The 13475-nt window shown below is 72.6% G+C and carries 14 protein-coding genes; 8 read left to right on the top strand and 6 right to left on the bottom strand.

Annotated features, from left to right (window positions below):
* The first annotated feature begins 40 nt into the window (after positions 1 to 40).
* Positions 41 to 1738: a sensor histidine kinase gene (locus ACFVS9_RS07320; RefSeq protein WP_389930827.1), complete on the top strand. Its 1698-nt coding sequence runs from the start codon at positions 41 to 43 to the stop codon at positions 1736 to 1738.
* A 94-nt stretch (positions 1739 to 1832) separates the two neighbouring features.
* Positions 1833 to 2486 (top strand): response regulator, encoded by a 654-nt coding sequence (locus tag ACFVS9_RS07315; protein ID WP_383113554.1) that lies wholly within the window; start codon positions 1833 to 1835, stop codon positions 2484 to 2486.
* A 227-nt stretch (positions 2487 to 2713) separates the two neighbouring features.
* On the opposite strand, the gene ACFVS9_RS07310 is transcribed toward ACFVS9_RS07315, so the two are convergent.
* Positions 2714 to 3208, bottom strand: a complete 495-nt coding sequence (locus ACFVS9_RS07310; protein WP_383113555.1) for a hypothetical protein — start codon at positions 3206 to 3208, stop codon at positions 2714 to 2716.
* A gap of 279 nt (positions 3209 to 3487) precedes the next feature.
* Here ACFVS9_RS07310 and ACFVS9_RS07305 point away from each other — a divergent pair, with 279 nt between their 5' ends.
* Together ACFVS9_RS07305 and nadE are read left to right on the top strand one after the other, a co-directional pair.
* Positions 3488 to 4072, top strand: coding sequence for a hypothetical protein (locus ACFVS9_RS07305; protein WP_383113556.1), 585 nt, complete (start codon positions 3488 to 3490; stop codon positions 4070 to 4072).
* Positions 4073 to 4732: 660 nt separating this feature from the next.
* Entirely contained in the window at positions 4733 to 5563 is an 831-nt protein-coding gene (gene nadE / locus ACFVS9_RS07300; protein WP_389930768.1) for an ammonia-dependent NAD(+) synthetase, read from the top strand.
* A 430-nt stretch (positions 5564 to 5993) separates the two neighbouring features.
* On the opposite strand, the gene ACFVS9_RS07295 is transcribed toward nadE, so the two are convergent.
* A complete protein-coding gene (locus ACFVS9_RS07295) occupies positions 5994 to 6239 on the bottom strand; it encodes a hypothetical protein (RefSeq protein WP_389930766.1) in 246 nt (81 codons plus the stop codon).
* 50 nt (positions 6240 to 6289) lie between these two features.
* Between ACFVS9_RS07295 and pip the strand changes: the two genes are divergently transcribed.
* Entirely contained in the window at positions 6290 to 7264 is a 975-nt protein-coding gene (gene pip / locus ACFVS9_RS07290) for a prolyl aminopeptidase (protein ID WP_383113558.1), read from the top strand.
* 45 nt (positions 7265 to 7309) lie between these two features.
* The gene (locus tag ACFVS9_RS07285; protein WP_383113559.1) at positions 7310 to 8305 is read left to right on the top strand and encodes an aldo/keto reductase; all 996 of its coding nucleotides are present in this window, start codon (positions 7310 to 7312) and stop codon (positions 8303 to 8305) included.
* Between the two features lie 148 nt (positions 8306 to 8453).
* On the opposite strand, the gene thpR is transcribed toward ACFVS9_RS07285, so the two are convergent.
* From thpR to ACFVS9_RS07270, 3 genes are all read right to left on the bottom strand, one after another.
* Entirely contained in the window at positions 8454 to 9026 is a 573-nt protein-coding gene (gene thpR / locus ACFVS9_RS07280) for an RNA 2',3'-cyclic phosphodiesterase (protein WP_389930764.1), read from the bottom strand.
* A gap of 159 nt (positions 9027 to 9185) precedes the next feature.
* On the bottom strand, positions 9186 to 10520 hold the full coding sequence (locus ACFVS9_RS07275) for an MFS transporter (protein WP_383113560.1): 1335 nt from the start codon (positions 10518 to 10520) through the stop codon (positions 9186 to 9188).
* A gap of 94 nt (positions 10521 to 10614) precedes the next feature.
* Positions 10615 to 11055, bottom strand: coding sequence for a MarR family transcriptional regulator (locus ACFVS9_RS07270; protein ID WP_356531469.1), 441 nt, complete (start codon positions 11053 to 11055; stop codon positions 10615 to 10617).
* Positions 11056 to 11189: 134 nt separating this feature from the next.
* Here ACFVS9_RS07270 and ACFVS9_RS07265 point away from each other — a divergent pair, with 134 nt between their 5' ends.
* Positions 11190 to 11405: a hypothetical protein gene (locus ACFVS9_RS07265; RefSeq protein WP_383113561.1), complete on the top strand. Its 216-nt coding sequence runs from the start codon at positions 11190 to 11192 to the stop codon at positions 11403 to 11405.
* A gap of 36 nt (positions 11406 to 11441) precedes the next feature.
* Here the strand turns inward: ACFVS9_RS07265 and ACFVS9_RS07260 are convergent, their stop codons facing one another.
* The gene (locus ACFVS9_RS07260; RefSeq protein WP_389930762.1) at positions 11442 to 12893 is read right to left on the bottom strand and encodes an NCS2 family permease; all 1452 of its coding nucleotides are present in this window, start codon (positions 12891 to 12893) and stop codon (positions 11442 to 11444) included.
* 175 nt (positions 12894 to 13068) lie between these two features.
* On the opposite strand from ACFVS9_RS07260, the gene ACFVS9_RS07255 reads away from it, so the two are divergent.
* Positions 13069 to 13353, top strand: a complete 285-nt coding sequence (locus ACFVS9_RS07255; RefSeq protein ID WP_383113563.1) for a DUF2530 domain-containing protein — start codon at positions 13069 to 13071, stop codon at positions 13351 to 13353.
* Positions 13354 to 13475 lie beyond the last annotated feature (122 nt).

The following is a 13475-nucleotide window of genomic DNA, read 5'->3' as shown; positions in this document are numbered from 1 at the left end:
CCGGCCGACCGTACCGGGCCGGGCCCTCTTCACCACCGGGATGTGGTCGGCCCGGCGCATCGCCGGCGAATCCCTGCTGAGCCCGGTGCTCGCCCTGCTGGCCGTGCAGGGAGGGCTCCTGGAGAACCACGGCACGGCGCAGGCGGTCGCCGCCGGGGTGGGCGTGGCGCTGCTGTCCCCGCTGCGCCGGGTGCTGCCCGCGACGGTGCTGCTGGTGGCGGCCGTCGGCTGCGCCGTGGCCAGCGGCTTCACTCCGCTCGTCTTCGTCGCGTCCTGGTCGGCCGGCCGCAGGATCGAGGGGCTCGGCAGGGCCGCCGGTGTCTTCACCGTCGCCTACACCCTCTCCCTCGGCCTGTCGGTCGTGTGGGAACTGCCGCACCCCACCGTGCCGATGGTGGCCTTCGCGGGACTCCTGCTGCTGGTTCCGATGGTCCTGCCGGGCCTGGCCGGCCGTTACTGGTCGCAGCGCAGGACCCTGGCCCAGACCCTCGGCGAGTACAACGCCCAGCTCCTGCGCGAGCGCGCGATGATCGCCGGGCACGCCCGCATCCGGGAACGCCAGCGCATCGCCCAGGACATGCACGACAGCCTCGGCCACCAGCTCGCCCTCATCGCGGTCCACACGGGCGCCCTGGAGGTGGACCGCGCGCTGACGGACCAGCAGCGGGAGGCCGTCGGTGTGCTGCGGGAGGCCTCGGTGGCCGCGATGCGTGAACTGCGGGACGTCGTGGGCGTGCTGAGGGACGGTCCCGGGACACCCGGCCCGGACGGCACCGGCCAGGACGCCGAGGGGTACGGGGACGGCGCGGGGACCCAGGCGCGCGGCGTGGCCGGCGTCGACAGCCTGGTCGACGCCTCCAGGGCAGCCGGTACGGCCGTGGAACTGCGGCGTACGGGCGACGTGCGCCCGCTCGCCCCGAGCGCCGGCCACACGGCGTACCGCGTGGTGCAGGAGGGGCTGACCAACGCGCACAAGCACGCCCCGGGCGCCCCGATCATGGTCGGGGTGCGCTACGAGCCGGACTCGCTGGTGGTGGAGGTCGCCAACGGCCCCTCGGCGGAGCCCGGCGGCGGTGTGCCGAGCGGCCGGCAGGGGCTGACCGGGCTCGGGGAACGGGCCCGGCTCGTCGGCGGCATGGTGCACGCGGGCCCCACGGCGGACGGAGGTTTCCGGCTGGCGGCCGTACTGCCGTACACCTCGCCGGGCGGCGGCCTCGCGAACCCGCCGCACGACGACGGCACGACGACCTTCGTCGCCCCCACGGACGACTTTCGGGCGCAGAACCCGGCGGACCCCCTCGGTGAGAGTGATCCCGTCATCGACCGGCACGGTCTCCCGAAGGAGTTGGCCAGGGTAATGAGCAGGGACAAGAACCGTAAGGGCATAGCGATCGGCTGCGGTGTGGCGGCGCTGGGTGTCGTGGTGCTGGTGACCGCGGTCGTCGTCGGCGGGATCTTCCTCATGCGGGAGGCGGACAAGGCCATGATCGAGCCGAAGCAGTACGAGGCGGTGACGATCGGCCAGACGGAGGCGGAGGTCCGCGGACAACTGCCGAGCGGGGACTCGTTCCTGAACAGCGGTATGGCGAAGGACGCGCCGCCCGCGCCCGAGGGCACGACCTGCCTGGTCCTGCTCTCCACGGAGCTCGGGAGCAGCTGGGACAAGGAGCCGGTGTTCCGGTTCTGCTTCAAGGACGGGAAGCTCGTCGACAAGGCCACCTTCGAGACCGAGGCCTGAGGGCTCCGCGCCTCGGCTTCCGGCCCGGCCGCCGGATCGGGGATGATGACCAGGTCCCCGCCGGAGTGATCGCTCAGAACCGTTCAGGAGAGTCGTGATCAGGGTTCTTGTGACGGATGATGAGCCGCTCATTCGGGCGGGCATCAGGATGATCCTCTCCTCCGCCGAGGACATAGACGTCGTCGCGGAGGCGTCGAACGGCCGGGAGGCCGTCGAACTGGCCCGGTCGCAGCGCGTGGACGTCGCGCTGCTCGACCTCCAGATGCCGGTCATGGACGGCCTGACGGCCCTGGCCGAGCTGCGCCGGTCGGCCCCCGGGGTGCGGGTGCTGATCCTCACGACCTTCGGGGAACGGCAGAACGTCCTGCGCGCCCTCACCGGGGGCAGCGCGGGCTTCCTGCTGAAGGACTCGGCACCCGCGGAACTCATGCGGGCGGTGCGGGCGGCGGCGGCCGGAGAGGCGTACCTGTCTCCCGGCGCCACCCGGCACGTCGTGGACTCGCTCGCGTCCGGCGGGACCGCGGACCGTGCCGAACGGGCGCGCCGCAGGCTGGAGAAGCTGACGGAGCGCGAACGGGAGGTGCTGACCCTGCTGGGCGAGGGCCTGTCCAACGCGGACGCCGGTCAGCGGATCCACATGAGTGAGGCCACGGTCAAGACCTACGTGAGCCGCATCCTGGCGAAGCTGGAGTGCGAGAACCGGGTACAGGCGGCGCTGCTGGCACGGGACGCGGGCCTGGGGACCTGACGGCCCGGCCCGGTACGCGAACCTGCTTCCCGCTCGGACCGGCTTCGTACGCGAACCGGCCCGCCCGCTCGAACCGGCTTTGTACGCGAACCGGCCCGCCCGCTCGAACCGGCTTCGGCACGGGCACCGCGCTCAGCGCCCACCGTTCAGCACCCGGCCGCCCCTCCTGCTCCTCAGCCCTCGGCGCTCGGCCCTCGGCGCTCAGCCCCCGGCCGATCTCCCGGCCCTCACCGTTCCGGGAACCGCTCCCCGCACGCGCCGCAGAACTTCGGCGCCCGGTCCGCCGACAGCCGCCCGCACTCCGGGCACACCAGGTCCAGCATGCAGGGCGCCTCGCCGCCCTCGTACGCGGGCGGGCGCACGGCCGGCTTGACGGTGAGTCCCGGACGTCTGCGGTGCACCGTGAGGTAGGTCAGTCCTTCGGGCCCCGCCTCCAGCGAACGGCGCGAGGTGCGCGGCAGCCAGGTGACCGTCGTCGGGACGAGGTCCAGGGTGCCGCCGTCGCCCGTACGCAGGCTGCCCGCGCCCGCGAGGACGACGAGGAGCACGTCCAGGACGTCCTCCTGGTGCTCGCCGACCCCGGCCCCCGGGGGGAGACGGACGACGTTCGCGTCCAACTCCCTTCCCTGCTCGGCGAGATGCCAGAGGGCGCCGCGCTCGGTGGGGGCGGCGGAGGCCAGGATCTCGTCCAGCACCGCCAGTACCCGCGGGGTGGCGTCCACGCCGGAACCTCCTCGTCGTACCGCTCGTGGACCCGGTCGAGCGGGTCCCGGTCCAGCTTTGCACGGCCGGAACCCCGTACGCGGCCCGTGGCCGTCACCACGCGTACCGCCCGGGCCCCGGCCCGGGCCGGTCCGCCGTGGCGGCCGGGGCGTCCGGGTGCCGGGAAAGCGGCAGTTCAGAGCCGGTGAGGGCCGGACGGAAAGGCTCCGCAAGTGGAGGCCTTCGCCCTCCGGGCCGAACCCGCCGAACCGGCCCGGCAACCGCTGTACTGTCGCCCCATGATCCAGCCGACGCCCTCGACGACACCCTCCGTCCCGGACGCCGAATGCGCCGCGCTCACCCGGACCCTGCGCCGCCGGGGCACCGTCGTCCTCTCCGTGTTCGCCCTCGTCTGGGCCTTCGCCGGGGCGTCGGGACTCGCGTCCTCGGGAGCGGCTCGGGCGGTGCAGATCGCCGCCGTGCCGGTCGCCGCCGTGGCGGTCTTCCTCGCCTACCGCAAGGGCGCGGCCCCTTCGCCCCGGATGGTCGGCCTGCCCGCGAACTGGGCGCGTTCGGTCGGCGTCGTCAACGTCGTCGAACTGGCCGCGGTCTTCGCGGTGATCGCCGCGTCCAACGCCTCGGGCCACCCCGGTTTCATCCCCCCGGCCATCGCGCTGGTGGTGGGCCTGCACTTCTTTCCGCTCGCACGCCTCTACGACCAGTGGCAGTACAAGGGCACGGCCGCCCTGCTCTGCGCCGTCGCGGTGCTCGGCCTCGCACTCCTCGCGGCCGGCCTGTCGGACGAGAGCGTGCGGGCCGTGGTCGGTCTGGCCTCCGCGGTGACACTGTGGGCGTCGGCGTACCACGTGGCCGTCAGGGGCTGACGGTCCCGGCGGCACAGAGCGGGCACCCGGTGCCCACGCGGGCCACGGGTTCGGCACGCGGGAGGGCGGTTCGGCACGCGGGAGGCCGGTTCGGCAGGCCGGCCACGGGTTCCGCACACGGGAGGCCGGTTCGGCAGGCTGGCCACCAGTTCGGCACGCGGGGCGGGTTCGGGCCCAGGGCGGCCGCCGGGCCGGATCTGCCCCGTGACCGGAACCGGATCTTCTCCGTCCACTGCGCCGGATCCTCCCCGTCAGCTGTGCGGACGGGGCCGGACGGGGCCCGGAGGGATCGGCGCCTCGCACGGTCACGCGCCGGACCGGACGGAGCCCGGAGGGATCGGCGCCTCGCACGGTCACGCGCCGGACCGGACGGAGCCCGGAGGGATCGGCGCCTCGCACGGCTACGCGCCGGACCCTACGGTCCTGGCCGGCGGGAAGCCGGGCGTCCGCGCTGTTCCTCGTCGTCGGGATCGCGTCCGGCCGGCGCGGCCCGCTGCCGTGGCCGCCCCGTCGGCGCACCGGGCCGACGGGGCGGCCGGGCCGCCGCCACCCTCCCCAGGCACCGCGCTGCCGGCCCCTGCCCGGACGCCCCCGGACCGGCCGGAAGCCCCTGGGTAGGGTGGGCGCGACAGCCCATCGTGAACCGGAAGAGGACCAGACGTGAGCGAGTCGGCGGCCATCGCCCTACAGCAGGAGATCGCCCGCGAGCTCGAGGTCGCCGAGACCTTCGAGGCCGAGAAGGAGATCGAGCGCCGGGTGGCGTTCCTCGCCGAGCGGCTGACCTCCACCGGTCTGGGCTCCCTGGTGCTCGGCATCAGCGGCGGCGTGGACTCCACCACCGCCGGGCGGCTGTGCCAGCTCGCCGTCGAGCGGGTCCGGGAGGCGGGCCACGACGCCCGGTTCTACGCGATGCGGCTCCCCTACGGCGTCCAGGCCGACGAGCACGACGCCCAGCTCGCACTCTCCTTCATCCAGGCCGACCACGTGCTGACCGTGGACATCAGGCCCGCGACCGACGCCATGCAGGAGTCCCTGCTCACCGGCGACGTGGCCTTCCGCGACCCGCACCATCAGGACTTCGTGCTCGGCAACGTCAAGGCCAGGCAGCGCATGATCGCCCAGTACGCGGTGGCCGGCGCGCACAACGGCCTCGTCGTCGGGACGGACCACGCCGCCGAGGCGGTCTCCGGCTTCTTCACGAAGTTCGGCGACGGCGCCGCCGACCTGGTCCCGCTGACCGGGCTCACCAAGCGCAGGGTCCGCGCGGTCGCGGAGGCGCTGGGCGCACCCGCCGAGCTGGTCGGGAAGGTGCCGACGGCCGACCTGGAGACCCTCGCCCCGGGCAAGGCGGACGAGCACGCGCTCGGGGTCACCTACGACGCCATCGACGACTTCCTGGAGGGCAGGCCGGTGGACGAGCGGACCTTCGACACCATCGTCGGCCGCTACCGCCTCACCGACCACAAGCGCCGGCTGCCCATCGCCCCGTGACGCACGGGAGCCACCCGGTGCCGGTCCGCCGACCCGGCGGGTACCGGGGGTGATGGAGCGGCACGCGTGATGCCCCGGTCGGTAGCCTGAGCGGCTCCACCGGGCATGACGAGCGCACAGGGGGGATCCACGTGTCCAGCCCCACCCCCGCCCTCCGGCCCGCCGACACCGTCCCCGCCTCCGCATCCTCCGGCCCCGCAGCGCGGAAGCCACCGGGGCCGGTCATCGCCGCCGTGATCACGGCCGTGACGTCCGACGGGGATACCCCTACGGACGGCCTGCGCACCGGACCCGCGACGACATCCGTGACGGCACCCGCCTCGGCCGGGGAGTCCGGCCCCTCCTCCGACCGGCCGGGCCCCTCGGTGCGGACTCTGCCGGCGGCCGATTCCTCGACTCCGCACTCCCCGCCGCGCGTGACCGTGACCCCCTACAGGGCGGCCGTGGACGCCAAGGTGACGATCGAGGCCGGCGGCTTCGCTCCGGAGGAGCGGATCCGCATCGGTTTCCGGGACAGCGGATCCGTCGAGAGCGAGGTGCGCGACGTCACCGCCGATCCCGACGGCCGGTTCGCCGTGGAGACCCGCGTGCCCGCCGAGGTGGGTTCGGGCGGTGACACCCCCGTGTTCCGGGTGTGGAGCCTGGACGACGTGGACTCGGAGAACACGGCCGACACCCCGTTCACCTCCACCGAGCAGCACCCACCGACCGAGGGGATCCGCCGCAGTGGACAGGAAGCCCGACGAGAAGTACCCGCCGTCCGAGCCCTACGACCAGGGCATGCTGGACGTCGGCGACGGCAACCTCGTCCACTGGGAGGTCTGCGGCAACCCCGCGGGGAAGCCCGCCCTCGTCGTCCACGGCGGTCCCGGTTCCGGGTGCGGCACCCGGGCCCGGCAGTACTTCGACCCGGACCTCTACCGCGTCGTGCTCTTCGACCAGCGCAACTGCGGCCGCTCCACCCCGCACGCGAGCGACCCAGCCGCCGACCTGCGGCACAACACGACGGCCCACCTGATCACCGACATGGAGCTCCTGCGCGAGCACCTCGGCATCGGGACGTGGCTGCTGTACGGGGGCTCCTGGGGATCCACGCTGATCCTCGCCTACGCCGAGCAGCACCCGGAGCGGGTCTCGGAGATCGTGATCTCCGCCGTGACGACGACCCGGCGGAGCGAGATCGACTGGCTGTACCGGGGAGCGGGGCAGATCTTCCCCGAGGCATGGGACCTGTTCCGGGCGGGTGTCCCGGAGGCCGAGGGCCCCGGTGACCTGGTCGCCGCGTACGCGCGCCGGACGGAGAGCCCCGACCCGGAGGTGCGGGCGAGGGCGACCGCCGACTGGTGCGCCTGGGAGGACGCGGTGCTGTCCATGGAGGCGTACACCGGCCCGCCCCCGTACAGCGGGAGGCCCGGCCGCGACCGGCTGGCCTTCGTACGGATCTGTGCGCACTACTTCGCGCACGCCGCGTGGCTGGAGGAAGGACAGCTCATCCGCGACGCGCACCGCCTCGCGGGCATCCCCGGGGTGCTGGTGCACGGCCGCTTCGACCTGGGCGGACCGCTGACCACCGCCTGGGAGCTGGCGAAGGCGTGGCCGGACGCGGAACTCACGGTGATCGACGGCGCGGGCCACCTGGGCGGCCCGGAGACGTCCCGCACGGTGCTCGCCGCCCTGGACCGGTTCGCGCGGCGCGCCTGAGGACCGCTTGCTTCGAGCACGCTCGAAGGCGTTGGGTGGGCTCTCATGAAGTACACGCAGCTCGGACGCACCGGACTCAAGGTCAGCCGCCTCGTGCTGGGGACGATGAACTTCGGCCCCCAGACCAACGAGAGCGACAGCCACGCGCTCATGGACGCCGCCCTGGAGGCGGGCGTCAACTTCTTCGACACCGCGAACGTCTACGGCTGGGGTGAGAACAAGGGCCGCACCGAGGAGATCCTCGGCACCTGGTTCGCCCAGGGCGGCGACCGCCGCGACAAGGTCGTCCTCGCCACCAAGGTCTACGGCAACATGGGGGCCGACGGCGAGGCCTGGCCCAACCACGACAAGCTGTCCGCCCTCAACATCCGCCGCGCCGTCGACGCCAGCCTCCGGCGGCTCCAGACGGACCACATCGACCTGTACCAGTTCCACCACGTCGACCGGTCCACCCCGGTCGAGGAGATCTGGCAGGCCATCGACGTACTGATCCAGCAGGGCAAGATCCTCTACGCGGGATCGTCCAACTTCGCCGGCTACAAGATCGCCCAGGCCAACGAGGTCGCCAGGCAGCGCGGCAGTTACGGCCTGGTCAGCGAGCAGTGCATCTACAACCTGATGGAGCGCGGGGCCGAGATGGAGGTCATCCCGGCCGCCCAGGAGTACGGCCTCGGCGTCATCCCGTGGTCCCCGCTGCACGGCGGGCTGCTCGGCGGCGCGATCCGCAAGGAGCGCGAGGGCGGCGGCGCCCGGTCCACCTCCGGCCGGTCGGCCGACTCGCTGGCCGACCCGAAGGTGCGGGCGCAGATCCAGGCGTACGAGGACCTGCTGGAGAAGCACGGCCTGCAACCCGGCGAGGCTGGCCTGGCCTGGCTGCTCACCCGGCCCGGCGTCACGGGTCCGATCTCCGGCCCGCGCACCCAGGAGCAGCTCGACTCGGCGCTGCGCGCGGTGGAGCTGGAACTCTCCGAGGAGGTGCTGACGGCCCTGGAGGAGATCTTCCCGGGTCCGGGCCCGTCGCCGGAGAACTTCGCCTGGTAGGGACGCGGCGCGCGCTCGCGGCCTCCGCCCCCGGGGTCAGCCTCCGAGGGCGGAGGCCGCGGCCACGACGACGAACATCAGCACGAGCACGGCGGCCATGATGCGGTTTCTGGTCTTGGGGTCCACCCCACGAGCGTAACCGGCCCGCTCACCGCCCCAGCGGCCAGGCCCGCAGCACCTCGTACCCCGGCCGTGCCCCCGGCACCCCGCCGGCCGGCGGAACGCTGTGTACGAGACTGAGCTCCCCGGCCTCCCAGCACCCGCCGTCGAAGCCTTCCAGCGCCGCCACGTACGGGGCCAGGTCGGCCTGGCCACGGCTGCGGGCGAGCGTGAGGTGGGCGGTGTGACGGTGGTGCTCCTCCACCGGGATCCCCGCCCTGCGCGCGGCGGCGTGCGCGCGCGCCGCCAGCAGCCGCATCGTGTCGAGGCCGCCCGCGGCCCCCGCCCACAGCGCCCGCCCGTCGAACCGGCCGCCGCCGTGGATCCGGAGCGGGAAGGGGCCGGTCCGGTGCGCGGCCCGCTCCAGCCGGGTGCGGAGCCCGGGCAGCACCTCCTCGTCGACGTTCCCGAGGAAGGCCAGCGTGTAGTGCCAGCCCGCGCGCGCGGTCCAGCGGAGCTCCCCGGCACCGGGCAGCTCGTGCAGCGGCGCGACGGCCGCGGCCAGCTCCTCGGCGGCGGACTCCGGCGGCAGGAGGGCGACGAAGAGTCTCCGGCTGCTCATGCGGCGAGTGTCCCAGCGTCCGGCCCGCCCGGGCAGCCCACCCGCCGTCGTCCCGCGCGGCACGACGGCGGGCATCAGCGGCGGGTGGCGGGGCCCCGGCACACGGCAGCGGCCCCGGCCGTGGTGCGTTCCTCACGGGCCGGGGCCGCTCCGCACGGCTCAGGCAGCCGTCGCCAGCTGCTCGCGCGGGACGAACCGCACGTGCGGGCGGCCCGGGCGCAGGTCGACCTTGAGGCGCAGACCGCCGACCCGGGTCAGGGCGAACCCGACGCCGAGCGCGGCCACCATCGAGATCGCCCCGCCGGCCACCATGCCGGTGCGGGCGCCGTAGACGTCGCTGATCCAGCCCACGATCGGGGCTCCCACCGGGGTGCCCCCGGCGAAGACCATCATGTAGAGGCTCATCACCCGGCCCCGCATCTCGGGGTCGGAGGCCATCTGGACGCTCGTGTTGGCGCTGATGTTGGTCGTCAGGCCGATCATGCCGATCGGCAGCAGCAGCAGCGAGAACAGCCAGACGGACGGGGAGAGCGCCGCGGCGATCTCCAGACCGCCGAATAGCGTGCCGGCGGCCACCAGCATCCTCAGCCGCGAGGACCGGCGGCGGGCGGCGAGCAGGGCTCCGGCCAGGGAGCCGGCCGCCATGAGGATGTTGAAGAACGAGTACATCCCGGCGCCGCCGTGGAAGATCTCGTCCGCGAAGGCGGTCAGCCAGATCGGGAAGTTGAAGCCGAAGGTGCCGACGAACCCGACCAGCACGATCGGCCAGATCAGCTCGGGTCTGCCCGAGACGTAGCGCAGTCCTTCCCGCAGCTGGCCCTTGGCCCGCTTGACCGTCACCGACGCGTGGAGCTCGCTCGTACGCATCATGAGCAGGCAGATCAGGGGTGCGGCGAACGACAGGCCGTTCAGCAGGAAGGCCCAGCCGCTGCCGACGGTCGTGATCAGGACACCCGCGACGGCGGGGCCGATGAGCCGGGCGGACTGGAAGTTCGCGGAGTTCAGGCTGACCGCGTTGCGCAGCTGCGCGGGGCCGACCATCTCGGAGACGAACGACTGGCGCGCCGGGTTGTCGACGACGGTCACGAGGCCGAGCAGGAAGGCGACGAGGTAGACGTGCCAGACCTGGACGACGCCGGAGAGGGTCAGGGCGGCGAGTGCGATGCCGCAGAGGCCGAGGGCGGCCTGGCTCATGAGCAGCAGACGCCGCTTCGGCAGCCGGTCGGCTATGACGCCGCCGTACAGGCCGAACAGGAGCATCGGGAGGAACTGGAGGGCCGTGGTGATACCGACGGCGGCGGCGGACCCGGTGAGGCTCAGGACGAGCCAGTCCTGCGTGATGCGGGACATCCAGGTACCGGTGTTGGAGATCACGGCGCCCGTGGCGAACAGGCGGTAGTTGCGGATCTTCAGCGACGAGAAGGTCCCGCCGGTCTTGCTCTCGTGGGTGGAAGTCGGTGCGGGGGCGGAGTCTGCTCCGGATCCCGTACTCAAAAGGGTTCGCCTCCTCGGACGTATACGACGTGCTTGCTGACGGGGGTGTGACGCGGGCGCGCCTCGGACCGGAAACCGGCGGGGGCGCGCAGGGTCACAGGTGGGCGAGCTTCTCCAGCACGGGCGCGGCGGCCCGCAGCTTCTCCCACTCCTCCTCGTCCAGGCCCTCGGCGAGATCGGCCAGCCAGGCGTTCCGCTTGGAGCGGCTCTCGGCGAGCATGGCTTCCGCCTGCTCGGTCCGGCTGACCATCTTCTGCCGACGGTCATCGGGGTGCGGTTCCAGTCTGACCAGGCCCTTGGCTTCCAGCAGCGCGACGATGCGGGTCATCGACGGCGGCTGCACGTGCTCCTTGCGGGCCAGCTCACCGGGAGTGGCCGAGCCGCAACGCGCGAGCGTGCCGAGCACCGACATCTCGGTCGGGCTCAGCGACTCGTCGACACGCTGGTGCTTCAGGCGCCGGCCCAGCAGCATCACGGCGGAGCGAAGGGAGCTCACGGCGGCGGCACTGTCGCCGTCGTGGATCAGGTCAGGCATGTTTCTTAGCGTAACTCATTAGCTCTGCTAAATACCAATGGGTGGTACACGCGCGAGAAACTGATCACCCGAACGAGTGAGTATGAGCCGGAAAGAGCCGCGAGCGGGCCGGGTGTGCCGCGACCCTGCTTGGCATGGAATCGACAGTGCTCAGCCTGCGCATAGACGGTGAGCTGCTCGAACGGCTCCGCCGGCACGCCGCCAGACGCGGCATGACCGTCCAGGACTACGTGGTCCGGACGCTCGTGCGGGACGACTTCGACGAGCGCTTCCACGCCGCCGTCGACGAGACGGAGAAGTTCTACGGGGCGGACCCCCGTCACGCGGACCCGGCGGACCGGGTCACCTGACGGGGATCCGCCCCGTGGGGGTGCGGACGTACGCGCCTACGTGAGGCCGAGCGCCGGCATCGCGTAGTAGAAGACGAAGACCGCCGACACCACGTACATGGCCGCCGGGACCTCGCGGCCGCGGCCGGCCGCCAGGCGCATCGCGCTGAAGGCGATGCAGCCGATGCCGATGCCGTTGGTGATCGAGTACGTGAGCGGCATCATCAGCATGGCCAGGAAGGCCGGGATGGCGAGCGTGAGGTCGCTCCAGTCGACGTCGCGCACATTGCCCGCGAGGATCAGGAACCCGACCGCGACCAGTGCCGGGGTGGCCGCCTGCGAGGGGACCATCGTCGCCAGCGGCGTCAGGAACAGCGCCACCGTGAAGAGCAGGCCGCTCACCACGCTCGCGAGCCCGGTACGGGCACCCTCGCCGACGCCCGCCGTGGACTCCACGAAGCAGGTCGAGGCCGACGAGGAGCTGATGCCGCCCGCGGCGACGGCGACACCGTCGACGAGCAGGACCCGGTTGATGCCCGGGAAGTTGCCGTCCTTGTCCATCAGCTTGGCCTCGTCGCCGACGCCGAGGATGGTGCCCATCGCGTCGAAGAAGCAGGACAGCAGCACGGTGAAGACGAAGAGGACGCCGGTCAGCAGCCCGACCTTCCCGAAGCCGCCGAACAGGCTGACCTGGCCGAGCAGCCCGAAGTCCGGGGACGACACCGGATTCCCCGGCCACGCGGGCACGGTCAGGCCCCAGGCGTCGGCCGGGAGGTTCGCGACGGCGTCGATGACCAGCGCGACGACCGTCATGGCGACGATGGACAGGAGGATCGCGCCGGGCACCTTGCGGACGATCAGCGCGAGGGTCAGCAGCGTGCCGAGGACGAAGACCAGGACCGGCCAGCCGTTGAGGTGGCCGTCGCTGCCGAGCTGGAGCGGCACCGTGGTGTGCGCGGCGTCGGGGATGCGGGAGACGAATCCCGAGTCGACCAGGCCGACCAGCAGCACGAAGAGGCCGATGCCCATCGCGATGCCCTTGCGGAGCGAGCGCGGCACGGCGTTCATCACGCGCTCGCGCAGCCCGGTGGCGACCAGCAGCATCACGACGATGCCCGCGAGGACGACCATGCCCATCGCGTCCGCCCAGCTCATCCGGGGCGCGAGCTGGAGGGCGACGACGGTGTTGACCCCGAGACCGGCGGCGAGCGCGATCGGCACGTTGCCGATGACGCCCATCAGCAGCGTGGAGAACGCGGCCGCCAGCACGGTGGCCGTGACGAGCTGGCCGCCTTCGAGCTGATGCCCGTACATGTCCTTCGCGCTGCCCAGGATGATCGGGTTGAGCACGATGATGTACGCCATCGCGAAGAACGTGGCGAAGCCGCCGCGGATCTCGCGCGCGACCGTCGACCCCCGCTCGGAGATCTTGAAGTAACGATCAAGGACGCCGTCGGGCTGCGGCGGCATCGGAGGCTGATCGACCGGAGCGGTGGTCGAGGAGGACATGTATGACCTTCAGTCGTGCATCGAGGGGATGAAAACAGTCAGATTTGGATGTTCACACGAATAATTCGAGTCACCCGCAAGCAGATTCAGTATGAATACATAAGGGAAAGATCGCTATCTCCGCGCGTAGATCCTTGCGCCGTCTGGCCCGCGACGCCCCGGCTAGACTGATCGCATGGAGAAGTGGACACCGAAACACGAGGCACCGGAGCCCCTGGAGGGTCCCGTCGTCGCCACCATCACCGGCGGCACGATCCTCTGGTTCGTCCTCTTCCTCGTGCAGGTCCCCTTCTACGGCTGGTTCGACGACCGGGGTCACGCCTGGTGGATCTGGGCCTGCCTGGCGGGCGCCGGACTCGGCCTGATCGGCATCTGGTACGTCCGGGGACGCGACGCCGCGATCAAGCGGGCCGCGGCGGCCGCCGCGGAGAAGTCCGCGCACGGCAGCACGCTCGGCTGACCCGGCCGGTCCCCTCGGCCCCGCCTGCCACGCCGGTTCCGCCTGCTCCCTCGGCCCGGCGCCACCGGCGCCCCGCGCGGGCGCGGCTCCTCCGGTTCCCCGCCGGCCGCCGCCCGTCCTCC

Source organism: Streptomyces sp. NPDC058008, from assembly GCF_042886395.1.
GTDB lineage: Bacteria > Actinomycetota > Actinomycetes > Streptomycetales > Streptomycetaceae > Streptomyces.
This window is presented reverse-complemented; position numbering and strand designations above follow the sequence as displayed.

Coding starts and splice junctions, on each gene's coding strand:
- ACFVS9_RS07320 (WP_389930827.1), top strand. CDS start 41: ATGTGGTCGGCCCGGCGCATCGCCGGCGAATCCCTGCTGAGCCCGGTG.
- ACFVS9_RS07305 (WP_383113556.1), top strand. CDS start 3,488: ATGATCCAGCCGACGCCCTCGACGACACCCTCCGTCCCGGACGCCGAA.
- ACFVS9_RS07285 (WP_383113559.1), top strand. CDS start 7,310: ATGAAGTACACGCAGCTCGGACGCACCGGACTCAAGGTCAGCCGCCTC.
- thpR (WP_389930764.1), bottom strand. CDS start 9,026: ATGAGCAGCCGGAGACTCTTCGTCGCCCTCCTGCCGCCGGAGTCCGCC.
- ACFVS9_RS07270 (WP_356531469.1), bottom strand. CDS start 11,055: ATGCCTGACCTGATCCACGACGGCGACAGTGCCGCCGCCGTGAGCTCC.
- ACFVS9_RS07265 (WP_383113561.1), top strand. CDS start 11,190: ATGGAATCGACAGTGCTCAGCCTGCGCATAGACGGTGAGCTGCTCGAA.
- ACFVS9_RS07260 (WP_389930762.1), bottom strand. CDS start 12,893: ATGTCCTCCTCGACCACCGCTCCGGTCGATCAGCCTCCGATGCCGCCG.
- ACFVS9_RS07255 (WP_383113563.1), top strand. CDS start 13,069: ATGGAGAAGTGGACACCGAAACACGAGGCACCGGAGCCCCTGGAGGGT.